At 74.8% G+C, this 23,726-nt stretch carries 19 protein-coding genes; 5 read left to right on the forward strand and 14 right to left on the reverse strand.

Features of this window, described 5'->3' with window-relative positions:
* Positions 1-276: 276 nt before the first annotated feature.
* On the forward strand, positions 277-744 hold the full coding sequence (locus GTY84_RS06255) for an RDD family protein (protein WP_161225088.1): 468 nt from the start codon (positions 277-279) through the stop codon (positions 742-744).
* 389 nt (positions 745-1,133) lie between these two features.
* Here GTY84_RS06255 and GTY84_RS06260 read toward each other — a convergent pair whose 3' ends face one another.
* The 4 genes from GTY84_RS06260 to lipB form a co-directional block, all read right to left on the reverse strand.
* Entirely contained in the window at positions 1,134-1,838 is a 705-nt protein-coding gene (locus GTY84_RS06260; RefSeq protein WP_161225089.1) for a DUF4191 domain-containing protein, read from the reverse strand.
* Between the two features lie 153 nt (positions 1,839-1,991).
* Positions 1,992-2,195 (reverse strand): hypothetical protein, encoded by a 204-nt coding sequence (locus GTY84_RS06265; protein ID WP_161225090.1) that lies wholly within the window; start codon positions 2,193-2,195, stop codon positions 1,992-1,994.
* Positions 2,196-2,466: 271 nt separating this feature from the next.
* A complete protein-coding gene (gene lipA / locus GTY84_RS06270; protein ID WP_161225091.1) occupies positions 2,467-3,432 on the reverse strand; it encodes a lipoyl synthase in 966 nt (321 codons plus the stop codon).
* A 253-nt stretch (positions 3,433-3,685) separates the two neighbouring features.
* On the reverse strand, positions 3,686-4,573 hold the full coding sequence (lipB, locus tag GTY84_RS06275; RefSeq protein ID WP_161225092.1) for a lipoyl(octanoyl) transferase LipB: 888 nt from the start codon (positions 4,571-4,573) through the stop codon (positions 3,686-3,688).
* A 255-nt stretch (positions 4,574-4,828) separates the two neighbouring features.
* On the opposite strand from lipB, the gene GTY84_RS06280 reads away from it, so the two are divergent.
* Complete coding sequence (locus tag GTY84_RS06280) at positions 4,829-6,295, forward strand: regulator (RefSeq protein ID WP_161225093.1); 1,467 nt, start codon at positions 4,829-4,831, stop codon at positions 6,293-6,295.
* 61 nt (positions 6,296-6,356) lie between these two features.
* Here the strand turns inward: GTY84_RS06280 and GTY84_RS06285 are convergent, their stop codons facing one another.
* Both GTY84_RS06285 and GTY84_RS06290 read right to left on the reverse strand, forming a co-directional pair.
* Positions 6,357-7,760, reverse strand: a complete 1,404-nt coding sequence (locus tag GTY84_RS06285; RefSeq protein WP_161225094.1) for an NAD(P)/FAD-dependent oxidoreductase — start codon at positions 7,758-7,760, stop codon at positions 6,357-6,359.
* Positions 7,761-8,199: 439 nt separating this feature from the next.
* Positions 8,200-9,138 carry a TIGR01777 family oxidoreductase gene (locus GTY84_RS06290; RefSeq protein WP_237532089.1) on the reverse strand — a complete coding sequence of 313 codons (939 nt, stop codon included), beginning with the start codon at positions 9,136-9,138 and terminating at the stop codon, positions 8,200-8,202.
* Positions 9,139-9,211: 73 nt separating this feature from the next.
* Here GTY84_RS06290 and GTY84_RS06295 point away from each other — a divergent pair, with 73 nt between their 5' ends.
* Positions 9,212-9,709 (forward strand): GNAT family N-acetyltransferase, encoded by a 498-nt coding sequence (locus GTY84_RS06295; protein WP_202549985.1) that lies wholly within the window; start codon positions 9,212-9,214, stop codon positions 9,707-9,709.
* 73 nt (positions 9,710-9,782) lie between these two features.
* Positions 9,783-10,604 carry a peptidoglycan recognition protein gene (locus GTY84_RS06300; protein ID WP_161225096.1) on the forward strand — a complete coding sequence of 274 codons (822 nt, stop codon included), beginning with the start codon at positions 9,783-9,785 and terminating at the stop codon, positions 10,602-10,604.
* 251 nt (positions 10,605-10,855) lie between these two features.
* On the opposite strand, the gene GTY84_RS06305 is transcribed toward GTY84_RS06300, so the two are convergent.
* The 7 genes from GTY84_RS06305 to GTY84_RS06335 form a co-directional block, all read right to left on the reverse strand.
* A complete protein-coding gene (locus GTY84_RS06305; protein ID WP_202550068.1) occupies positions 10,856-11,377 on the reverse strand; it encodes a DUF4240 domain-containing protein in 522 nt (173 codons plus the stop codon).
* Positions 11,377-12,720 carry a WYL domain-containing protein gene (locus GTY84_RS06310; protein WP_237532090.1) on the reverse strand — a complete coding sequence of 448 codons (1,344 nt, stop codon included), beginning with the start codon at positions 12,718-12,720 and terminating at the stop codon, positions 11,377-11,379. Before GTY84_RS06310 ends, GTY84_RS06305 begins: the two co-directional genes overlap by 1 nt.
* A gap of 85 nt (positions 12,721-12,805) precedes the next feature.
* Positions 12,806-15,508, reverse strand: coding sequence for a pyruvate dehydrogenase (acetyl-transferring), homodimeric type (gene aceE, locus GTY84_RS06315; RefSeq protein ID WP_161225098.1), 2,703 nt, complete (start codon positions 15,506-15,508; stop codon positions 12,806-12,808).
* Between the two features lie 480 nt (positions 15,509-15,988).
* Complete coding sequence (locus GTY84_RS06320) at positions 15,989-16,612, reverse strand: GntR family transcriptional regulator (protein WP_161225099.1); 624 nt, start codon at positions 16,610-16,612, stop codon at positions 15,989-15,991.
* A gap of 210 nt (positions 16,613-16,822) precedes the next feature.
* Positions 16,823-18,628 (reverse strand): 2-oxoglutarate dehydrogenase, E2 component, dihydrolipoamide succinyltransferase, encoded by a 1,806-nt coding sequence (gene sucB, locus GTY84_RS06325; protein ID WP_161225100.1) that lies wholly within the window; start codon positions 18,626-18,628, stop codon positions 16,823-16,825.
* A gap of 60 nt (positions 18,629-18,688) precedes the next feature.
* Positions 18,689-20,077, reverse strand: a complete 1,389-nt coding sequence (gene lpdA / locus GTY84_RS06330) for a dihydrolipoyl dehydrogenase (protein WP_161225101.1) — start codon at positions 20,075-20,077, stop codon at positions 18,689-18,691.
* Between the two features lie 502 nt (positions 20,078-20,579).
* Complete coding sequence (locus GTY84_RS06335; protein WP_161225102.1) at positions 20,580-22,106, reverse strand: leucyl aminopeptidase; 1,527 nt, start codon at positions 22,104-22,106, stop codon at positions 20,580-20,582.
* Between the two features lie 242 nt (positions 22,107-22,348).
* On the opposite strand from GTY84_RS06335, the gene GTY84_RS06340 reads away from it, so the two are divergent.
* Entirely contained in the window at positions 22,349-23,146 is a 798-nt protein-coding gene (locus tag GTY84_RS06340) for an endo alpha-1,4 polygalactosaminidase (RefSeq protein ID WP_161225103.1), read from the forward strand.
* On the opposite strand, the gene GTY84_RS06345 is transcribed toward GTY84_RS06340, so the two are convergent.
* Entirely contained in the window at positions 23,094-23,711 is a 618-nt protein-coding gene (locus GTY84_RS06345) for an RDD family protein (RefSeq protein ID WP_161225104.1), read from the reverse strand. The genes GTY84_RS06340 and GTY84_RS06345 overlap by 53 nt on opposite strands.
* Positions 23,712-23,726: the final 15 nt, after the last annotated feature.

Here is a 23,726-nt window from a genome sequence, read left to right on the forward strand (position 1 = left end):
CGTGACCCGTTTGTTTCACAGAAGTTAACCGCCGGGATCCGGGCCCGGGGCCGTCCCGCGGTCCCCGACGCCGGATGCGGCACCTCACCGCGCTGTCCGAACGTCCGCATACATCCAGTATGCGGACGCCCCGCCGCCCCGCGACGCACCGCGTCCGGCGCCGCGCGCCGACCGACCGCGGATCGCGGGACGCGGGCCCGGGGCGGGGTGCGCACGGCCCCCGCCGCCCGCACCCCGCCCTCCGGGAGCCGTGCGCGGGCGCAGTACCGTGGTCGGGTGGACAACAGGCAAGCAATCGGATCGTGGCTCTCCGGGCCGCGCTCGGCCATCGAGGAGGCCGGCGCCGACCTCGGCTACCGGGGCGAGCAGCTCGGCCTGCCGGAGGAGGGGCCCGGTTCCCTCGCCCGCCCGGGGCGCCGGCTCGGGGCGCTGGCGGTCGACTGGGGGCTGTGCCTCCTGATCGCCCACGCCCTGATCACCGACGGCTACGGGCAGACGACCTCCAACTGGGCCCTGCTCATCTTCTTCGCCCTGGGCGTCCTCACCGTCGGCACCCTCGGCTTCACCCCGGGCAAGCGCCTCTTCGGGCTGCGGGTGGTGGAACTGGGCACCGGCCGGGTGAATCCGCTGCGCGCGCTGCTGCGGACGGCGCTGCTGTGCGTGGCGGTCCCGGCGCTGATCTGGGACCGAGACGGCCGAGGGCTGCACGACCGGCTGGCCCGCACGGTGGAGGTCCGGACCTGACCTCCGGGTCACCTCCCGTCAGGCCCCTGCCCGGTCCCCGTACGGGAGCGGCCCGGCGTCCCGTACGGGTACCGGGCCGGTCCCTCCGGGCTCTACCGGCCGCCCTCCCCGTAGGCGCCCGCCCCCCCCGAAGGGGTCTGCCGGCCCTCGGCCCTCCCCGTAGGGGTGCCGCCCGCCGCCCCTCAGCGCCCGCCCCGGGTGCGCGGCTTACCGGCCGGAGTTCCCGGCCCCTTCCCGGGATCCCCGGCCCCTCCCGGAGTTCCCGGCCCCCGCGGAGCCCTGAGCCCCCTACGGGAGCCGGGGCCGCTCCGCGAACGGCGACGGGGCACCCGGAGTAGCGATCCGGGTGCCCCATCGCCGTACCGCCGTCGGAGTGGCGGGCGGTGCGGTCAGCGCTGGCGGGGGTTGCCGCCCTTCGGGAGGCGCATGCCCTTCGGCATCGGGCCCTTGGGGAGCGGCATGTTGCTCATCAGGTCGCCCAGCGCGCGCAGCCGGTCGTTGGTCACGGTGACCTGCGGGCCGGTCAGGACGCGCGGGAGCTTGAGCATGGAGGTGCGCAGCTTCTTCAGCGGCACCTGGCCCTCGTCGGTGCCCACGATCAGGTCGTGCACCGGGACGTCGGCCACGATCCGGTTCATCTTCTTCTTCTCGGCCGCGAGCAGGGGCTTCACCCGGTTCGGGTTGCCCTCGGCGACCAGCACGATGCCGGCCTTGCCGACCGCCCGGTGCACCACGTCCTGGCTGCGGTTCATCGCCACCGCCGGGGTCGTCGTCCAGCCCCGGCCGATGTTGTCCAGCACGGCGGCCGCCGCGCCCGGCTGGCCCTCCATCTGCCCGAAGGCCGCCCGCTCGGCACGGCGCCCGAAGACGATCGCCGTCGCGAGGAAGGCGAGCAGCAGGCCCAGGATGCCGAGATAGATGGGGTGACCGACCAGGAAACCGATCGCGAGAAGGACACCGAGGACGGTGACACCGACAGCCGCGAGTACAAGACCGATCTTCTTGTCGGCCTTGCGGGTCATCTTGTAGGTCAGGGCGATCTGCTTCAGCCGCCCGGGATTCGCAGCGTCCGCTGCAGGTTCCTTCCTCGCCATGCCGGGAAGTCTACGTGCCCCCGAAAGCGCGGACGACGGCGGCGCCCGGCCGGGGGCCGACGGCGCCCGGCCGGGGGCCGACGGCGTCCGGCCGGAACGGCGTGGAGAGGGGCGGGGCGGCGCGCGGCGCGGCCCGCCCGGCGGGGAGGCGGGTCAGCGCTCGGAGGCGACGGCCCGCTCCAGCACCCGCTCTGCCTCGACCCGGTCCCTGGCCCGGCGGCGGTCCTCCAGGACGGAGTTCCAGGCGTTGCGGCGCGCGGTGCGCTGGCCGCCGCTCAGGAGCAGTGACTCGACGGCCCGCAGGGCGCCGGTGAACGACGGGATCGCGGTGGCGCGGACGGACGGCGCGGCCTGCATGGTGGAGGTCCCCCCTCGATACGGCTCCGGCATACGGTGCGCATGGCGTGAAACCAGGGTCACTGACTCGTGTTACCAGGGCGTGACCCACTGGTCAAACGCGCATGAAGCACCGGTGCCGGGGCCCGGAACGACGGCGCGGCCCCGGCCGTGCCCCCTGGCTGCGGGAACGGTCGGGGCCGCGTCGTCACGGCTTCTACTGGTCGGTAGCATCCTGTGCCCGACCTCACACGCCCCCGTCCGGCTCCGGGCGGCGGCGCGCGGTGGTGCGTCAGAGGGCCTGCCCGGCGACGACGGTGTCGCGCTTCTCCACGGCCATCCGGTACAGGCGCCCGGCGCGGTAGGAGGACCGGACCAGCGGACCGGACATCACGCCGGAGAAGCCGATCTCCTCGGCCTCCTCCTTCAGCTCCACGAACTCCTGCGGCTTGACCCAGCGCTCCACCGGGTGGTGGCGGACCGAGGGGCGCAGGTACTGGGTGATGGTGATCAGCTCGCAGCCGGCCTCGTGGAGCTGGGCGAGGGCCTCGCTGATCTCCTCGCGGGTCTCGCCCATGCCGAGGATCAGGTTGGACTTGGTGACCAGGCCGAAGTCGCGGGCCTCGGTGATGACCCGCAGGGAGCGCTCGTAGCGGAAGCCGGGGCGGATGCGCTTGAAGATGCGGGGCACCGTCTCGACGTTGTGCGCGAACACCTCGGGGCGGGACTCGAAGACCTCGCGCAGCAGCTCCGGCACGGCGTTGAAGTCCGGGGCGAGCAGCTCGACCTTGGTCCGGCCCTCCTCGCGCCCCGCCGTCTGCTCGTGGATCTGGCGGACCGTCTCGGCGTAGAGCCAGGCGCCGCCGTCCTCCAGGTCGTCGCGGGCGACGCCGGTGATGGTGGCGTAGTTGAGGTCCATGCTGACCACGGACTCGCCCACCCGGCGCGGCTCGTCGCGGTCGAGCGCCTCGGGCCTGCCGGTGTCGATCTGGCAGAAGTCGCAGCGCCGGGTGCACTGGTCGCCGCCGATGAGGAAGGTCGCCTCGCGGTCCTCCCAGCACTCGTAGATGTTCGGGCAGCCGGCTTCCTGGCAGACCGTGTGCAGGCCCTCGCTCTTCACGAGGTTCTGCATCTTGGTGTACTCGGGGCCCATTTTCGCCCGGGTCTTGATCCACTCGGGCTTGCGCTCGATGGGGGTCTGGCTGTTGCGGACCTCAAGGCGCAGCATTTTGCGTCCGTCGGGTGCGACTGCGGACACGACCGGCTCCCTAGCGATTGATTCTTCGGCGACCTTCAGGGTACGCCCGTTGATTTGATGCCCGGTGGGGGCGTCCGCCTTGGTGTGACCGGCCCGCCGGGCCGCTCCGGCCCGGCTCCGGCCGGGTCCCGTACGGCTCCGGCGGTTCCGGCCCGGCTCCGGCCGCCCGGCCCCGGCGGTGCGGTGGCCCGGCCGCCGGGACCGCCGCGACGGAGCGCGCGACAGGCGAACGGCCGGGCGGGAGGGCCGACCGCTAGGCCGCCGGAACCCGCCCGGCCGGGGGCGCCTGCCCGGCCGTCGACACCTTCTCCCGTGCCGGCGTCCCCTCCCGTGCCGTCTTCCCGTCCTCCGCCGCCCCCGCGACCTCGCGCGGGCGCGGCTCCGCCTTCTCCAGCACCTCCCGCAGATGGCGCTCCACCACGGGCAGCACGTCGTCGACGGTCACCTCGCGGCCCAGCTCCGCGGAGAGCGAGGCGACGCCCGCGTCCCGGATGCCGCACGGGATGATCCGGTCGAACCACTTGTTGTCCGGGTTCACGTTCAGCGAGAAGCCGTGCATGGTGACGCCCTTGGCCACCCGGATGCCGATGGCGGCGATCTTCCGGTCCTCGCGGCGCTGGCCCGCGTTGGAGGGGGCGTACTCGGGCCCGTTGAGCCGGGGGTCGAACTCCTCGTCCGCCAGCCGGGGGTCCAGGTCCAGGGAGAGACCGCCGGCCGACGGCAGGGAGGCGACCGGGTCGCCCAGCACCCACACGCCGCTGCGGCCCTCGATCCGCGTCGCCTCCAGGCCGAACTCGGCGCAGACGCGGATCAGCGCCTCCTCCAGCCGCCGCACGTGCGCCACCACGTCCACCGGGCGCGGGAGCTTCTGGATCGGGTAGCCCACGAGCTGGCCCGGACCGTGCCAGGTGATCTTGCCGCCGCGGTCCACGTCGATGACGGGGGTGCCGTCGAGGGGCCGCTCGACGTCCGCCGTGCGGCGCCCCGCGGTGTAGACCGGGGGGTGCTCGACCAGCAGCACGGTGTCGGGGATCTCGTCGGCGAACCGCGCCGCGTGCACCCGGCGCTGCTCGTCCCACGCCTCCCGGTACTCCACGGCCCGTTCACCGAACCCCATGCGGACGAACCGCAGCTCACTCACGGCAGGAGCCTCCCCTGGACGGTCGTAAGGCACGCAACGTGCCCACGCCACTGTACGTCCGGCGTTCATCGGACCACCGCCGTCGGTCCCGTCAGCCGCGAGGGGCAATCCTCACACGATCGGATGAATGCCTGTCGATTTGTGCGAGCGTCCGTTCACCCTCCGCTACATTCACGCCGACCACGAGCCATAAGGGCTGCTCACAGGCGCTCCGGGACGTCGAACGCCCCGGAAGGCAGGAGACCGCACCGCACCATGACGGAACGACCCGCGCAGCGCACCCCCAACCGCCAGCTCGCCGCGCTCATCGCCGAAGCGGGGTTCTCCAACGCGGGTCTCGCGCGACGCGTCGACCAGCTCGGCACCGAACACGGGCTGGACCTCAGATACGACAAGACCTCCGTCACCCGGTGGCTGCGCGGCCAGCAGCCGCGCGGCACCGCCCCCGCACTGATCGCGGAGGTCTTCGCCCGCCGCCTCGGCCGCCGCCTCACCGCCCAGGACCTCGGCCTGGACGCCTGCGCCCCGGTCTACGCGGGGCTGGAGTTCGCCGCGACCCCCGCCGAGGCCGTCGACATCGTCAGCGGGCTCTGGCGCAAGGACTCCGGCAGCCACGCCGAACTGCGAAAGATCGCCTTCACCCCGGCCGGCCTGGTCGTGCCCAGCCGGGACTGGCTGATCGGCCGCCCCGACGACCGGGTCGCCCACACCGAGAAGCCCGTCCGCGTCCCCGCCCAGGGCGGGCGCCCCGTGCCGCCCCGGGTTCCGGCGCCCGGCGGCCCCGCCCGCCGCCGCCCCGTCGGGGACCGCGGCCCCGGCCAGCGGATCTCCGGCGGCGACCTCGCCGCGCTGCGCTCGGTCGGCGAGCTGTTCCGCAGCATCGACGACCGGTACGGCGGAGGCCACGCCCGCCAGGCCCTGGTGCGCTACCTCGAACACGAGCTGGAGCCCATGCTGCGCGCCACCTACGGCGAGCAGACCGGCCGCCGGCTGTTCGGCGCCGCCGCCGACCTGACCCGGCTGGCCGGCTGGACCTCGTACGACATCGCCGCGCACGGGCTCGCCCAGCGGTACTTCGTGCAGGCGCTGCGGCTGGCCCAGGCCGCCGGGGACCGGGCGTACGGCAGCTATGTGCTGGTCACCATGAGCCGCCAGGCCGTCTACCTCGGCCACGGACGCGAGGCCGTCCAGCTCACCCGGGTCGCCCAGCAGGGCGTCGGCACCTCCGCGCCGCCCGTGGTGCAGACGCTGCTGCACGCCGCCGAGGCGCGGGCGCACGCGGTGATCGGCGAGGTCCGGGCCTGCACCGCCGCCCTGGTGCGGGCCGAGCGCGCGCTGGAGGCCGCCCGGCCCGGCGACGACGTGCCGCACTGGGCGCGCTTCTTCGACGAGGCCCAGCTCGCGGACGAACTCGGGCACTGCCACCGCGACCTCCAGCAGTTCCGCGCCTCCGCCCAGTACGCGGAGCGCTCGCTGCTGCTGCGGGCTCCCGTCTTCGCCCGCAGCCGGCTCTTCTGCCGGGTCGTCCTCGCCACCGCCCGCCTCGGCCTCGGCGAACTCGACCAGGCGTGCCAGCTCGGCGCGGAGGCGGCCGGACAGGCCGTGGAGATGCGGTCGGTGCGGGCGGCGGAGTACGTCCGCGACTTCGAACGGCGGCTGGAGCCCTACCGGGACGCGGCCCCCGTGCGCGGCTACCGCGACCGGGTGGCCGCGCTCCGGTAGCCGCGCCCGGCGGGAGTGCGTGCGGGGCGTCGTGAGGCGGGCGGGAACGGCCGGACAGGCCTCAGGCCGCCCGGACCGCGGCGGCGGACTCGGCGGTGTGCATGGGGCGGCCCGCGCCCAGGTCCGCCAGCACGGCCGCCGAGGCGCGCCGGGCCGAGCGCAGCGCGCCCTCGACGGTGCTGGTGTCGCGGTGGTCGCCGCACACGTACAGGCCCGCCAGCAGGCGCACCGGCCGCAGCGGATCGTGCGGCGGCCGCATCGTGGGAACCGCCTCGTCCGTGCGGTGCACGGCGAGCGTCTCCCAGCGGGCGGTCGAGGTGCCGTACAGCCGCCCCAGATGGATGCGGACGGCGGTGTCCACGTCGGCCGGCGGTGGACCCAGCACCGTGGAGGAGACCAGGGCGCGGCCGGCCGGGGCGCGCGACGGGTCCACCTGGCTGACGACCGCCGTGTGGGCGACGGGCCCGCCGCGGTCGGAGTCCAGCAGGAGGGAGGCGCCCGTCGCCGGGGGGATGTCGGTGGTGTGGTGGACCACCGTCACCGGGTGGAAGTCCGGTACCCGCAGACCGGGCAGCAGCTCGGCCGCGGCGCGCGCGTCGGTCGCCACCAGGACGGCGCGGCAGCGGAAGACGCCGTGCTCGGCCGTGGTCACGGCGTTGGTGGCCACCGAGGTGACCCGCACCCCGGTGTGCAGGGTGCCCGGCGGCAGTGCCCCGGCCAGCGTCTCCGGCAGGGCCTCCGCGCCGCCCTCCGGCAGGCCGAGCCGGCCCCGGGCGAAGGCGTGCAGCGCCAGGTCGGCGCACCGGCTGGAGGTGGTCAGGTCCGGATCGCACAGCAGCGCGGCGAGCAGGGGCCGCAGGAAGCCGTCGACGGTACGGGCGGGCAGCCCCCGGGCGGCGAGCGCCCGCGCCGCGGGCAGCTCGGGCCGGGCCAGCAGCCGCTCGACCGGGGTGCCCGCGAGGCGGCCGAGCGCCGCCCCGAGCCGGGCCTGGTCCACGGAGGACCCGAGCGGGGCGCCCGCCCGGGTGCGCGGCCCGGGGACCGGCAGGCGCGGCGCCCGGTGCGCGGCGGAGGGCAGCCGGGCCCCCGGACCGGTCCGGGGGGCGCTCGCCAGGGCGCGTACGGCATGCAGTGCGCCCCTCGCGCTTCGCGGCCGGGCGGGGGTGCCGGCGCGGTGGTGGCGCCCCTCGCTGTGCAGCAGCACCCCGGGGGCGAACGGCAGCACGGCCAGGCCGTCCAGTCCGGGGGTGAGCCGCATTTCGGGGTGGGCGGTGGGCAGCAGCTGCCCGATCCGGTCGAGCCGGAAGCCGTCGATCTTCTCCGTCGCCATCCGGCCGCCCACGGCGGGGGCGGCCTCCAGGACCACGGTCGACACTCCTGCGCCGGTCAGCCGGTGGGCCGCGGCGAGACCGGCGACACCGGCCCCCACGACGACGACATCCACCTGGTACGCGGGCTCAAGCACGTGCCCCTCCTCTGGGGTTGCGCGGCCGCCGGGGGTGGGGAGCCCCCAACCAGCTTGTGGGATACCCGAGTTGCTCCCAGACTAGGGCCGCCCCTCCGTGGCGGGGGTGGCACGGACCGAGGGCACGGTCGCACGACGGTCGCACACGGGTGCCGCGACGGCCCGGGCACCGGCACGGGATGCCCGCCGGGAGCACCGGCGGCGGCAGGGGGCGGCCGGGCCACCGGGCCGGGGCCGGGGAACCGGCGGCCCGGTGCGGCCCCGGACGCCCGCACGGCACCCCCGCTCGCCGGGGCCCGCCCGGCACCCTCCCCGTACGGGACCGGCCCGCCCGGCCCGGAGATCCCCGCGGTGCCTGCCGGCCCCCTGCACCGGGTGCCCCATCGGGCGGCCGGGGAAGGGACCCGCCGTGCCCCGTGCCCCGTGCCCGGGACCGCCCCTACAGGGCCGCCCGGATCGCGTCGTCCACCGCGGGGAACGCGAAGCGGAAGTCCGAGCCGAGCAGCCGGGCCGGCCGGACCCGGGCGCTGCCCAGCACGTCCCCGGCCAGCTCGCCCAGGACCGCCCGCAGCACCGGCGCGGGCACCGGGAACGGCGTCGGCCGGCGCAGCACCCGTCCCATCGCCGCGGTGACCTCGCGGTTGGTCACCGGGTCCGGGGCGGTCACGTTGAACGGCCCCGACAGGTCCGCGCGCTCCAGCAGATGCCGCAGCGCGGCCACCTCGTCGTGCAGCGCCACGAAGGACCAGTACTGCGAACCGTCGCCCAGCCGACCGCCGAGCCCCGCCCGGAACAGCGGGAACAGCCGCCCCCAGGCGCCGCCCCCGCGGGCCACGACGAGCCCCGTCCGCGCGAACACCGTCCGCACCCCCGCCTGCCGCGCGGGCTCCGCCGCCGCCTCCCACTCCACGCAGAGCGCGGGCAGGAAGCCCTCGCCCGGCGGCGCGTCCTCGTCGACCGCCCGGTCGCCCGTCTCGCCGTAGTAGCCGATCGCGCTGCCGTTCAGGAAGACCTCCGGCGGACGCTCCAGCGAGGCCACCGCCTCCGCGAGCGCCGTCGTGCCGTGCACCCGGCTGCTGCGCAGCCGCGTCTTGTACGCGTCGGTCCAGCGCCGGTCGCCGATGCCCGCCCCGGCCAGATTGACCACCGCGTCGCACCCGTCGAGCCCGGCCGCGTCCACCCGGCCCGCCTCCGGGTCCCACCGCACCTCGTCCGGGCCGCGCGGGTCACGGCGCACCAGCCGCACCACCTCGTGCCCGTCCGCGGTGAGCGACCGCGTCAGGGCGCCGCCGATCAGCCCCGACGCCCCCGCCACCGCGATCCGCCGCCCCCGGCCGCCCGCGCCGCCGCGCCCGCCGTCCATCTCCTCGTCGTCCATGAGGGCATCCTGCCGGTCGGACCGGGGAAAACCCGGGACCGCGCGGCCCGGCACGCGTCGTACAGTGGGCGCCATGCCCGTCCCGTACATACGTCGTGGCAGGTCGGAGGACGAGCAGGCGCTGCGCCTGATCGACCGGGAGACCTGGTCCACACTGCACGCCGTCTCACCCCCGCCCGGACCGGACGACCCGTTCTTCCGCGACCACTCGGGGCCGGACGACCACTTCGTCGCCGAACTCGACGGCCGCGTCGTCGGCTACGTCCGACTCGGCTTCCCCACCCCGCTGGCCGCCAACCGCCACGTCCGCCAGATCCGCGGCCTCGCCGTCTCGGACGCCGCCCGCGGCCACGGTGCCGGGCGGGCCCTGGTGCGCGCCGCCGTCCAGGACGCCCGGGACGTCGGCGCCCGCCGCATCACCCTGCGCGTCCTCGGCCCCAACACCGCCGCCCGCAGGCTCTACGAGTCGGAGGGCTTCGTCGTCGAGGGCGTCCAGCCCGGGGAGTTCCACCTCGGCGACGCCTATGTCGACGACGTCCTGATGGGCCTGACCTTCACGGCCCCGGCCTGACCTCCCGGCCCCGGTTCCACCGGGCGGCAGCGCCCGCGTCGCGGGCGGGCCCGACCCGGCGGACAGTGGGTCCATGCGTGATCCCCGAGGACCGCGCGGGGCCCGCACCCCGCGCCGGGCCCGCCTGCGACGGGCGGGCACCGTGCTGCTCGGCTGTCTGCCCGGCCTCGCCGCCGTCGCCGCCCTGGGCCTGTGCGCGGCCGGTGTGGAGCGGGCCGCCGGGCGCGACACCGGCGCCGGCGCCGTCCGCGCCCCCGGCCGACACACCGCGCCCCGGCCGGACATCGTGCCCCGCTCCGTCTGGCTCGGCGCCGCCGCCCGGCCGCAGCCGGCCCCCCGCTACGACGACGAGGTCCGCGCCGTCTTCGTCCACCACACCGACACCCCCAACCACTACGACTGCGCCGACACACCGGCCATCCTGCGCGGGGTGTACGCCGGCCAGACCGGGGCGCGGGACTGGGACGACATCGGCTACAACTTCGTCGTCGACCGCTGCGGCACCGTCTACGAGGGCCGCGCCGGGGGCATCGACCGCGCGGTCACCGGCGCGCACACCCAGGGCTTCAACCACCGCACGGTCGGCATCGCCGCCCTGGGCACCTTCACCGAGGGCGTTCCGGTGCCGGACGCGCTGGCCGACTCCATCGCCGCTGTCGCCGCGTGGAAGCTCGGCACCACCGACACCGATCCGCGCGGCCGGGTCGGTCTGGTCTCCAGCAACGGACTGAGCCGGTACGCGGCCGGAGCCACCGCCCGGCTGCCCACCCTCGCCGGGCACGACCAGGGCTACCAGACGAGCTGCCCGGGAGCGGCCCTCACCGCCCGCCTCCCCGGCATCAGAGACCTGGCCGCGAGCCTCCAGGGCCGCGCGACCGCCACCCCGGCCCGCTGAACCTCCGCCCCGGCCCCTTCCAACTGCCGCCGTGCCCGTCCCGCCGCCGTGCGCGTCCCGTCACGGGTCTCGTTCCGTCACCGGGCCCGCGTCGCGTCTCCCGCCGCCGCGCCCGCATTGCCGTCCTGTCACCGGGCCCGTCCCGCCGCCGTGCCCGCGCCGCCGTTCCGCCGTCGTGCCCGTCCCGCCGTCCGGAGCGGGGCGCCGCTCCCGGCGTCCCGGGCACCCCCGTCGGCAGGGCGCCGCGCCGCTCAGTCGGTGCCGAACCGCTCCCAGAGCCTCGGCAGCCGCGCGGCCACCGCCCCCGCGTCCTCCAGGTCCAGCGGGGTGCCCAGCGGCTCCGGGGGCGCCGGGGCGATGCCCAGATCGGGGGCGACGGTGCCGGTGAGCTGCTCGTACGCCTCGTCGGCGGCGTACCCCAGGTCCTCGCCGTCCCCGTCCAGTTCCTCGTCGAAGTCGTCCAGCAGCTCCGCGAGGGCGTCGGGGTCGTGCACCGCGCCCTCGTACGTCTCGCGGCCCTGGCCGATCAGCCAGCAGCGGAAGTAGTCGAAGGCGTCGTCGCTGGCGCCGCCCAGCAGCAGCCAGGCGGCGGCCCACAGGTCCCAGGTGAAGGCCCGGTTGTAGCGGGCCTCGAAGTGACGGGAGAAGTCCAGCACCAGCTCCGGGTCCTGCTCCAGGAGCCGCTCCAGCAGCAGGTCGGCCTGGTCCTCGGGGTCCCCGTCGGCACCCTGCCGGGTGGTGTCGATCAGCTCCCAGAACTCCGTCTCGTCCATCACGGGTCCAGCATCGTCCCTGCGCGGGGACGACGCACCCCGGGGTGGGGGAGGTGCCGGGGCCGGGGCGACGGGGGCACGGCACGCCCGCCCCGGGCCGGACGGGCCGGGCTCCCGCCCCGCTCACCCCCGTAGAGGTCCGCGATCCGCCGCGCGTCCCGGGCGAGGCGTTCCCGCAGTGGCCCGGGTTCCAGTACCTCCGCCTCCGGACCGAGGCCCCGCACCTGCGCGTGGGCCACCTCCTCGGACTCCACCGGGAGCGTCACCGTCACCCAGCCCGCCGCGTCCGGCGGGCCCGCGCCCTCCAGGGCCTCCCGCGCGGCCGGGGCGTCCACCGCGTGCGGCAGGGCGCGCACCCCCTGGGGGGAGAGCCGGACCACGATCCGCGTCCGCAGCAGCGAGCGCGCGAACCCCGCCGCACGCTCCGCCCAGAACGCGGGCAGGTCGAACCCCTCGTCCCGCGCGAACCGCCCGCCGCGGCCCGCTCCGCCGCCCGGTCCGCCGTCCTCCCCGCCCGGTCCGACGGCCGTGAACCGGTCGATCCGGTACACCCGGAAGCCGCCCCCGCCGCCCCCGCCGCCCGGCGCCCTGCCCTCCGCGGCCGGGCGGCCCTCCGGTCCGCCGCCCGGCGCTCCGCCACCGGAGGCACCGCCCCCAGAGGCCCCGCGGTGGTCAGCTCCTCCGTCCGGCGGGACACCGGCGTCCTGGCCTCCGCCCACCGGGCCGACGGCACCGGGGGCTCCGCCCGCCGGGCCGGCGGCACCGGGGGCTCCGCCCGCCGCGGCCCGCGCGCACAGGTACCAGACGCCCGCCTTCAGCACGAGCCCGTACGGCTCCAGCTCCCGCACGACCTCCCGGTCCCCCCGCCGGTAGCGCGTCGCGATCCGCCGGTCGTCCCACACCGCCTCCGCCACCGCGGGCAGCAGCGGGGGCGTGCGCGGCTCGCGGAACCAGCCCGGCGCGTCCAGGTGGAACCGCTGCGCCGCAGTCCGGGGCGCGTCCCGCAGGGACGGCAGCAGCGCCGCCGACACCTTCAGCCGGGCCGCCGACGCGGCGTCCTCCAGCCCCATGTCGCGCAGCGCCCCCGGCACCCCCGACAGGAACAGCGCCTCCGCCTCACCGCGCGCCAGCCCCGTCAGCCGGGTCCGGTAGCCGCCGACCAGCCGGTAGCCGCCCGTCCGGCCCCGCTCCGCGTAGACCGGCACCCCGGCCTCCGACAACGCCTGCGCGTCCCGGGTGACCGTCCGCTCCGACACCTCCAGCTCCCGGGCGAGTTCGGCGGCGGTCATGGACGGGCGGGACTGGAGCAGCAGCACCATTCTGATCAACCGGGCAGCACGCATGGGGACAGCATGCGGCAGGGCCCCCGCCGGAGCGGGGGCCCTGCCACCGGAAACGGTCCGGCACTCCGGGCGCCGGCACCCGTCCCTACAGGCCGTAGCGCTCGCGCGCCTCCTTCACGGCCGTCGCCTTGACCTCGCCGCGGCGGGTGAGCCGGGCCAGGGCCGCGACCACGATGGACTCGGCGTCCACCCCGAAGTAGCGGCGGGCGTTCTCCCGGGTGTCCGACAGGCCGAAGCCGTCGGTGCCCAGCGACGACCAGTCCTGCTCGACCCACTGCGCGATCTGGTCCGGGACCTGGCGCATGTAGTCGGAGACCGCCAGCACCGGACCCTCGGCGCCCTGGAGCGCCTGGCGCACGTACGGCACCCGGTCCTCGCCGCGCAGCACCGCCGCGTCGGCCTCCATCGCGTCCCGGCGCAGCTCCGTCCAGGAGGTCGCGGACCACACGTCGGCGGCCACGCCCCACTCCTCGGCGAGGAGCCGCTGCGCCTTCAGCGCCCAGTGGATCGCGGTGCCCGAGCCGAGGAGCTGGATGCGGGGCGCGTTGGCCGCCGGGGACAGCCCGGCCGACTCGGCCGTGTTGAAGCGGTACAGACCCTTGACGATGCCCTCGTCGATGCCGGGCAGGGACGGCTTGGCGGGCTGCCGGAGCGGCTCGTTGTAGACCGTCAGGTAGTAGAAGACGTCCTGGTCCTCGCCCGGACGCGGCTCGCCGAACATGCGGCGCATGCCGTCCTTGACGATGGTGGCGATCTCGTAGGCGAACGCCGGGTCGTACGTCAGCGCGGCCGGGTTGGTCGCCGCGATGGCCGGGGAGTGGCCGTCCGCGTGCTGGAGGCCCTCGCCGGTCAGCGTGGTCCGGCCGGCGGTGGCGCCGACCAGGAAGCCGCGGCCGAGCTGGTCGCCGAGCTGCCACATCTGGTCGCCGGTGCGCTGCCAGCCGAACATCGAGTAGTAGATGTAGAACGGGATCATCATCTCGCCGTGCGTCGCGTACGACGTCGTGGCGGCGATGAACTCGGCCATGGCACCGGCCTCGGTGATCCCCTCGTTGAAGATCTGGCCGTTCTTCGCCTCCTTGTAGTACATCAGCTGGTCGCGGTCGACCGGCTCGTACGTCTGGCCGAGGGGCGAGTAGATGCCGAGGGAGGGGAAGAGGCTCTCCATGCCGAAGGTGCGGGCCTCGTCGGGGACGATCGGGACCCAGCGCCTGCCGGTCTCCTTGTCCCGGACCAGGTCCTTGACCAGGCGGACGAAGGCCATGGTGGTGGCCACGTTCTGGGTGCCGGAGCCCTTGTCGAAGGCGGTGAACGCCTTGTCCGCGGGCATCGGCAGCGGCGCGACCGGGTGGACGCGGCGGGCCGGGGCGGGGCCGCCGAGGGCCGCGCGGCGCTCCTGGAGGTAGCGGACCTCCGGGGAGTCGGCGCCCGGGTGGCCGTAGGGGACCACGCCGTCGACGAAGGCGCTGTCCTGGATCGGCAGGCCGAGGCGGTCGCGCATCGCCTTGAACTCGTCCACCGAGAGCTTCTTCATCTGGTGGTTGGCGTTCTTGGAGGCGAAGCCGTCACCGAGGGTGTGGCCCTTGACGGTCTGCGCCAGGATCACGGTCGGCGCGCCCTTGTGGGCGAGCGCGGCCCGGTAGGCGGCGTAGACCTTGCGGGACTCGTGGCCGCCGCGCGAGAGGTGGAAGCACTCGAGGATCTTGTCGTCGCTCAGCAGCTTCGCCATCTCGACGAGTGCCGGGTCCTTGCCGAAGAAGTCCTCGCGGATGTAGGCGGCGTCGCGCGTCTGGTACGTCTGTACCTGCGCGTCGGGTACCTGGCGCAGCCGGCGGACCAGCGCGCCCGTGGTGTCGAGCTGGAACAGCTCGTCCCAGGCGGTGCCCCACAGGGTCTTGACGACGTTCCACCCGGCCCCGCGGAACTGGGCCTCAAGCTCCTGCACGATCTTGAAGTTGGCGCGGACCGGACCGTCGAGGCGCTGCAGGTTGCAGTTGATGACGAAGGTCAGGTTGTCCAGGCCCTCGCGGGCGGCGAGGGTGAGCGCGGTGGTCGACTCCGGCTCGTCCATCTCGCCGTCGCCGAGGAACGCCCAGACGTGGGACTCGGAGACGTCCTTGATGCCGCGGCTGGTCAGGTAGCGGTTGAACCGCGCCTGGTAGATCGAGGAGATCGGGCCGAGGCCCATGGAGACCGTCGGGAACTCCCACAGCCAGGGCAGCCGCCGCGGGTGCGGGTAGGACGGCAGGCCGTCACCGCCGGCCTCGCGGCGGAAGTTGTCGAGCTGCGCCTCGGAGAGGCGGCCGTCGAGGAAGGCGCGGGCGTAGATGCCGGGTGAGGCGTGGCCCTGGATGTAGAGCTGGTCGCCGGAGCCGTCACCCTCCTTGCCCTTGAAGAAGTGGTTGAAGCCGGTCTCGTACAGCCAGGCGGCGGAGGCGAAGGTGGCGATGTGGCCGCCGACGCCGTACTTGCTGCCGCGGGTCACCATGGCCGCCGCGTTCCAGCGGTTCCAGGCGGTGATCCTGGCCTCCATCTCCTCGTCGCCGTCCACGGTGGGTTCGGCGGCGGTGGGGATGGAGTTGACGTAGTCGGTCTCCAGGAGCTTCGGCAGGGCGATGCCGGCGCCCTCGGCGCGCTCCAGTGTGCGGCGCATCAGATACGCGGCACGGTGCGGCCCGGCCGCCTTGGTGACGGCGTCCAGGGAGGCCTGCCATTCGGCGGTCTCCTCCGGGTCGCGGTCCGGGAGCTGGTCGAGCTCGCTCGGCTGGATGGCCTTGGGGTCGGTCATGTCGCCGCCTTCCTCAGTCGAAGGGGGTTCCCTCATCGGTAAGGGTTCAGGGGTGCCCTTGGTCTTTGGCAGGACAGGGCTGGAGCTCTGGTGGAAGCCCATCGGTGACTGTAACGCGCTGATCGATGATCGATCAAAGGGTTGCGGGGGAAAACCTCTTGATATGGAGAAAGTCGGCACGGGGTGCCTCCGGCAGTGGCACGGAGTGACGGTGTGGAGCGGGGATTTTCGCAGGTGAGCGGGGGTGTCCGCGCGACCGCGGAGGCGTCCCGGACGGGGCCGCGCGGGGGGTGTTCGCGCGCTCTCCGCGCCCCTGATGGGGAGGTTCTGGATGATATGACCGGTACGGGCGCGCAAGGGATGTTTCCGTACAGTTGGTCGCATCGTCGATCGCGCTGCCGGGAGCCGGTTCCGGGTGTGCGCGGGTGTGCGCGGGGGTGCCCGGTGGGGCGGGGCCGGGTGCTCGGGGCCCGGCGGCGGTCAGGCGCGGGGGGCGCAGCCCAGGACGTGGGACTTGACCAGATCGGCGATGAGGGGGTCGCGGCGCCGGAAGGCGGCCACCAGTTCCTCGTGCTCCTCGGCGTAGGACTGCTGCACGGTGCCCAGCCACCGTATCGACAGGGCCGTGAACACCTCGATGCCCAGCCCCTCCCAGGTGTGCAGCAGCACCGCGTTGCCCGCCGCCCGCACCATCTCCCGGTGAAAGCCCACCGTGTGCCGGACCTGGCCGGTCCCGTCGGAGACCCGGTCGGCCTCGTACAGCGCGGCCACGTGGGGTTCCAGCGCCGAGCAGTCCCGGGCCAGCCGGTCCGCCGCCAGCTCCGCCGCGATGGCCTCCAGGCCCGCCCGCACGGGGTAGCTCTCCTCCAGGTCGGCGGCGGTCAGGTTGCGCACCCGGACGCCCTTGTTCGGCGCCGACTCGATCAGCCGCAGCGACTCCAGCTCGCGCAGGGCCTCCCGCACCGGTGTCTGGCTGACCTCCAGCTCCGTGGCGATCCGCCGCTCCACGATCCGCTCGCCCGGCTTCCAGCGCCCGCTGATGATCCCTTCCAGGATGTGCTCGCGGATCTGTTCGCGCAGCGAGTGGACGACGGGCGCGGTCATGAGGGCTCCTTAGGAGGGGGCCCCTTCGGCCCCCGTGGGGCGTTGACGGTTTAGACAATACGGCCGTCACGGCGCGCGCGAGGGGCGCGCGGCGGCGCTTTCACGCAGGTGAGACGAGGCTTACACGGCGCACATGGGCCGCGACACAACGGTGCCCCCGTCCGGAAGCTTCCGGACGGGGGCACCGCGCAGACCCTCTGGCAGGGGGTTCTACAGGCCCAGCTCGACCTCGAACTCGCCCGCCTCCAGGATCGCCTTGACCGCCGTCAGGTAACGGGCGGCGTCGGCGCCGTCCACCAGACGGTGGTCGTACGACAGGGTCAGGTACGTCATGTCGCGGACGCCGATGACCGTGCCGTCCTCCGTCTCGATGACGGCCGGACGCTTGACCGTGGCACCGATGCCGAGGATGGCGACCTGGCCCGGCGGCACGATGATCGTGTCGAACAGCGCGCCGCGCGAGCCGGTGTTGCTGATGGTGAAGGTCGCGCCGGACAGCTCGTCCGGGGTGATCCGGCCGGCCCGCACCTTGCCCGCCAGGTCGGCGGTGGCCTTGGCGATGCCGGCCAGGTTGAGGTCGCCCGAGTTCTTGATGACCGGGGTCATCAGGCCCTTCTCGGAGTCCACCGCGATACCGACGTGCTCGGTGTCGAAGTAGGTGATGGTCCCCTCGGCCTCGTTGATCCGGGCGTTGACGGCCGGGTGGGCCTTCAGCGCCTGGGCGGCGGCCTTGACGTAGAAGGGCATCGGGGAGAGCTTGACGCCCTCGCGGGCCGCGAACGCGTCCTTCGCCCGGGCGCGCAGCTTCATCAGACGCGTGACGTCGACCTCGACGACCGACGAGAGCTGGGCCTGCTCGCGCAGGGCCTTGACCATGTTGTCGCCGATGACCTTGCGGATGCGGGGCATCTTGACGGTCTGCCCGCGCAGCGGGGAGGCCTCCAGGGAGGGGGCCTTCCGCGCGGCCGGGGCAGCGGCGGCAGGGGCGGCCGCCGGGGCCGGGGCGGCCTTGGCGGCCTCCGCGGCGGCGGTCACGTCCTGCTTGCGGATGCGTCCGCCGATGCCGGTGCCCTTGACGGTGGACAGGTCGACGCCGTGCTCGGCGGCGAGCTTGCGCACCAGCGGGGTGACGTACGCGCCGTCGTCCGCGGGCTGGGCGGCGGCGGGGGCGGCCGGGGCGGCGGGAGCCGCGACCGGGGCCGGAGCCGCGGGGGCCGGGGCGGGAGCCGCCACCGGGGCGGGGGCGGCCGGGGCCGGGGCGGGCGCCTGCGGGGCAGCGGCGGCGGGGGCCGGAGCGGCCGGGGCCGGAGCCGGGGCGGCGGGAGCCGCGGGGGCGGCCGGGGCCGGAGCGGCCGCCGGGGCGGGGGCGGCCGGGGCGGCGGCGGGCGCGGCACCGGCGGCGCCGATGACGGCCAGCTTGGCGCCGACCTCGGCGGTCTCGTCCTCGCCGACCACGATCTCCAGCAGGGTGCCGGAGGCGGGCGCCGGGATCTCGGTGTCGACCTTGTCGGTGGACACCTCCAGCAGCGGCTCGTCGGCCTCGACGCTGTCGCCGACCGACTTCAGCCAGCGGGTGACGGTGCCCTCGGTGACGGACTCGCCGAGCGCGGGCAGGACCACGTCCGTGCCCTCGGCGGAGCCGCCGCCGGCGGTGGTCTCGGCGGCCGGAGCGGGCGCCGGGGCGGCCTGCTCGGTGGAGGGGGCGGCCGGGGCGGGCTCGGGAGCCGCCTCGGCGACCGGCTGGGCCTCGGCGGCGGGCTGGGCCGCCGGGGCGCCGGAGCCGTCGTCGATGACGGCCAGCTCGGCGCCGACCTCGACCGTCTCGTCCTCGGCGACCTTGATGGAGGACAGCACGCCGGAGGCGGGCGCCGGGATCTCGGTGTCGACCTTGTCGGTCGAGACCTCGAGCAACGGCTCGTCGGCCTCGACGCGCTCACCCTCGGCCTTCAGCCAGCGGGTGACGGTGCCCTCGGTGACGCTCTCACCGAGCGCGGGAAGGGTTACGGAAACCGCCATGGTTTCGGTTGCTCCTTACGAATTGCGGAAGTCTGTGTCGTCGCGCCCAGTGCCCGAGGGTCAGTCGTGGACGTGCAGCGGCTTGCCGGCCAGAGCCAGGTGCGCCTCGCCCAGCGCCTCGTTCTGCGTCGGGTGGGGGTGGATGAACTGGGCCACCTCGGCGGGCAGCGCCTCCCAGTTGTAGATGAGCTGGGCCTCGCCGACCTGCTCACCCATGCGGTCGCCCACCATGTGGATGCCGACCACGGCGCCGTCCTTGACCTGGACGAGCTTGATCTCGCCGGAGGTCTTCAGGATCTTGCTCCTGCCGTTGCCCGCCAGGTTGTACTTCAGTGCGACGACCTTGTCCGCGCCGTAGATCTCCTTGGCCCGGGCCTCGGTGAGACCGACGGAGGCGACCTCCGGGTGGCAGTACGTCACCCGGGGCACACCGTCGTAGTCGACCGGGACGGCCTTGACGCCGGCGAGCCGCTCCGCCACCAGGATGCCCTCGGCGAAGCCGACGTGGGCGAGCTGGAGGGTCGGGACGAGGTCGCCGACGGCGGAGACCGTCGGGACGTTGGTGCGCATGTACTCGTCGACGAGGACATAGCCGCGGTCCATGGCGACCCCGGCCTCCTCGTAGCCGAGCCCCTGCGAGACCGGGCCGCGGCCGATGGCGACCAGCAGGACCTCGGCCTCGAACTCCTTGCCGTCGGCGAGGGTGACCTTGACGCCGTCCTGGGTGTACTCGGCCTTCTGGAAGAAGGTGCCCAGGTTGAACTTGATGCCCCGCTTGCGGAAGGCGCGCTCCAGCAGCTTGGAGCTGTTCTCGTCCTCGGCCGGCACCAGGTGCTTGAGGCCCTCGACGATGGTCACGTCGGTGCCGAAGGACTTCCACGCGGAGGCGAACTCGACGCCGATGACGCCGCCGCCCAGGATGATCGCGGACTTCGGCACGCGGTCCAGGACGAGGGCGTGGTCGGAGGAGATGATCCGGTTGCCGTCGATGTCCAGGCCCGGCAGCGACTTCGGCACGGAGCCGGTCGCCAGCAGGACGTGGCGGCCCTCGATACGCTGCCCGTTCACGTCGACGGAGGTCGGGGAGGACAGCCGGCCCTCACCCTCGATGTAGTTCACCTTGCGCAGGGCGATCAGACCCTGCAGGCCCTTGTACAGGCCCGCGACCACGTCGTCCTTGTACTTGTGGACGGCCGGTACGTCGATGCCCTCGAAGGTGGCCCTGACACCGAACTGCTCGCTCTCGCGAGCCTGGTCCGCGATCTCGCCCGCGTGCAGCAGGGCCTTGGTGGGGATGCAGCCCCGGTGCAGGCAGGTACCGCCGACCTTGTCCTTCTCGATCAGGGCGACGTCCAGGCCCAGCTGCGCCCCGCGCAGCGCCGCGGCGTAACCACCGCTGCCGCCGCCGAGGATCACTAGGTCGAAAACGGTGCTGGCGTCGTTCGCCACGTCACGTCCTCCATGCATTGCGCCACGCCGGTCTCCAGTGACCGGTCGGCGGCTGGTGTCCGGCCGCTCATTGTTCTCGGCCCTTAGGTGGGGCCCTGTCCTGCCGAGCCCCATCTTCGCACTTGTGGGAGCCGAACGAGACGCGGGGCCGGGGTGTGAGACACCCCACGTTCGCTCGGCGCGGACACCGGCACGGCGCCGCCGGGCGCCGCGGTCCGGGCCGCGGCGGGCTCCCGGAGCCCCGCGCGGTCCGGACGCGGACGGCGGGTTCCGCCCGTCGTCCCCGGTGGGCGGGCGTGCGGGCCGGACGCGGAGCGCCGCACGGAGGTGATGCGTCCACATACCGGACGTACCCGGATGTTCCGGCGGGCGGCACCGGATCCGGGGCGGGCGCACGCACCGGACCGGTCCCGGGGACCCGGGACCGGTCCGACGGGGCCCAAGGCCTGCCCGACCACTCCCGTCCGCCCCACGGGCGACGACGGCAATGGTCGGACAGGTCCTAGCCCAGCTCGCCCTCGGCGGCCAGCTCCGCGATCCGCACCAGGGTCCGCACCGCGCTGCCCGTGCCGCCCTTCGGCGTGTACCCGAACGGGGCGCCCTCGTTGTACGCCGGGCCCGCGATGTCCAGGTGGGCCCAGGCGATGCCCTCGCCGACGAACTCGCGCAGGAACAGGCCCGCGATCAGTCCGCCGCCCATCCGCTCACCCATGTTGGCGATGTCGGCGGTGGGGGAGTCCATGCTCTTGCGCAGGTGCTCCGGCAGCGGCATCGGCCAGGCCGGCTCGCCGACCTCCTCGGCCGCCTCGTGCACCGCGGCGCGCAGCGCGTCGTCGTTGGCCATGATCCCGTAGGTCCGGTTGCCCAGCGCCAGCATCATGGCGCCGGTCAGCGTCGCCACGTCGATGATCGCGTCCGGCTCCTCCAGCGACGCCGCCCACAGCGCGTCGGCGAGCACCAGGCGGCCCTCGGCGTCGGTGTTGAGCACCTCCACGGTCGTGCCGCTGAACATGCGCAGCACGTCGCCCGGCCGGGTCGCGGAGCCCGAGGGCATGTTCTCGGCCAGCGCCAGCCAGCCGGTGACGTTGACCTCCAGCTTGAGGCGGGCGGCGGCGACGACCGCGGCGAACACGGCGGCGGCACCGCTCATGTCGCACTTCATCGTCTCGTTGTGCCCGGCCGGCTTCAGCGAGATGCCGCCCGAGTCATAGGTGATGCCCTTGCCCACGAAGGCCAGCGTCCGCGTCGCCCTGGACGACGTGTACGACAGCTTGACCAGCCGCGGGGCCGCCGCCGAACCGGCGCCGACGCCCAGGATGCCGCCGTATCCGCCCTTGGCGAGCGCCTTCTCGTCGAGCACCTGCACCTTGATGCCGTGCTCCTTCGCGGCGGCCTGCGCGACCGCCGCGAACGCCTCCGGGTCCAGGTCGTTCGGCGGGGTGTTGATCAGGTCGCGGGCGCGGTTCAGCTCCTGCGCCACGGCCGTGGCGCGCTCGACCGCCGCCTTGAACGCCTTGTCGCGGGGCCTGCCCCCGAGCAGCGCGGCCTCGCCCAGCGGGGCCTTGGCCCGCGCGGCCTTCGCGTTCCTGCCCTCGGCCTTGTAGGCGTCGAAGGAGTACGCGCCGAGCAGCACGCCCTCGCCGATGGCGCCGGCGTCGGCGGCCCCGGTGAGCGGCAGCGCGAACGCGGCCTTCTTCGCGCCGGTCAGGACGCGCGCGGCGGCACCGGCGGCCCGGCGCAGCGCCTCGGCGTCGAAGTCCTCGCCCTCCTCGGGCTCGGCGCCCAGACCCACCGCCACCACGAGGGGGGCCTTGAAGCCGGGGGGCGCGGGCAGTTTCGTCACCTCGCCCTCGGAGCCGGAGGCGCCGAGGGTCTCCAGGACGTCGGCCAGCGTGCCGTCGTACGCCGTGTCCACGGCTTCGGCGCCCGGCGCGACGACGGGGCCGCGCGCGCCCTTGGCGACACCGATCACGATGGCGTCGGCCCGCAGGCCGGCCGCCGCTGCGGTGGAGAGAGTGAGAGCAGTCACGGTGGTGAATTCTCGCTTCCGTATGAAGTCCGATGTGGCCGAAAGTGGGTGGGTCGACCTGCCCCGGCCACCGACCCTAGATCCCTCCCACGACGCGGTGCCCACCGGGAGGGCGGAACACCCGGGACGAGCCTACGCTCGCGGGCCCGCGCACTTCCCGCCACGCCCGCGGATTCCGGTCCGGCGCCCCGCCCGCGGGATCATCCTCCGGTACGCCGTCCCCGGCCCTGGAGCCCGCCCGAATGCGCCGTCCGGTCCTGCTGACACTCCTCCTCCTGCTCCTCGCGGGCTGCGTCGCCGCCCCCTCCGGCGACGAGCCCCCCGACGCGGCCCCGCCCGGCGACCACTGGCGGCCCCGGCCCGGCACCGCCTGGCAGTGGCAGCTCGGCGGACGCCTCGACACCTCCGTCGACGTTCCCGTCTACGACATCGACGGCTTCGAGAACCCGGCGTCCGCCGTCACCGCGCTGCACCGCGCCGGGCGCAAGGTGATCTGCTACCTCTCCACCGGAGCCTGGGAGGAGTTCCGGCCCGACGCCGGGGACTTCCCCGCGTCCGTGCTCGGCCGGGGCAACGGCTGGGAGGGCGAGCGCTGGCTCGACATCCGCGCCACCGACGTCCTGGAGCCCCTGATGGCCGCCCGCCTCGACATGTGCCGGGACAAGGGCTTCGACGCCGTCGAACCGGACAACATGGACGGCTACCGCAACGGCACCGGCTTCCCGCTCACCGACGCCGACCAGCTCCGCTACAACCGGCTGATCGCGCGCCTCGCCCACGAGCGCGGACTGGCCGTCGGTCTCAAGAACGACCTCGACCAGATCCCCCGGCTCGTCGGCGACTTCGACTTCGCGGTCAACGAGCAGTGCGCCCAGTACGGCGAGTGCGAGGACCTGAAGCCGTTCATCGACGCGGACAAGGCGGTCTTCCACGCCGAGTACGAACTGCCCACGGACCGCTTCTGCCCCGACTCCCGGAGGCTGCGGCTCAGTTCGATCCAGAAGAAGTACGACCTGGGGCCGTGGCGCCGGGCCTGCTGAGCCGCGCCCCGGTCACCGTGGTGCCCGCGGCCCGGTCCGCCAGCGAACGCCGGCCGGGGGCCAGCACGAACAGGGCGTTGAGCAGCAGCACCGCCACCGCCGCCGCCCAGACCAGCACCGACAGCAAGATCCGGCCCTCCACCAGCAGCACGCACGCCACCGCGAACAGGACGAGGTCCACCGCGGTCGCCGCCGCCGCCCGCCGCGCCGCCCGGCGCGGCGGCACCGGGCCCACCCGCAGCCCCACCAGGCCCTTGCCGAGGGTCCGCCCCAGCAGCGTCACACACCCCCACTGGTACAGGAACGCGGCCAGGACCAGCAGCACCAGGCCCTGTTCCACGTAGAGCACCGACCTGTCCCACAGCGACCCGCCGAAGGAGCGCGAGGCGTCCAGCACGTCGCCGCGCGAGGCCAGCAGGTCCAGCGCGCCCCGGGTGGCGAGGCCGGGCACCTCGGTGAAGAGCGCGGAGATCCGGTGGAAGGTCAGCACGGCCAGCCCCGACGCCACCGCCCCGACCAGCCCCACGTCGATGAACCAGGCCGTGGCCCGACGAGTCCTCTCCATGAACGCCCCCCGCCC

It is taken from the genome of Streptomyces sp. SID8352 (genome assembly GCF_009862265.1).
In the GTDB taxonomy this organism is placed as follows: domain Bacteria; phylum Actinomycetota; class Actinomycetes; order Streptomycetales; family Streptomycetaceae; genus Streptomyces.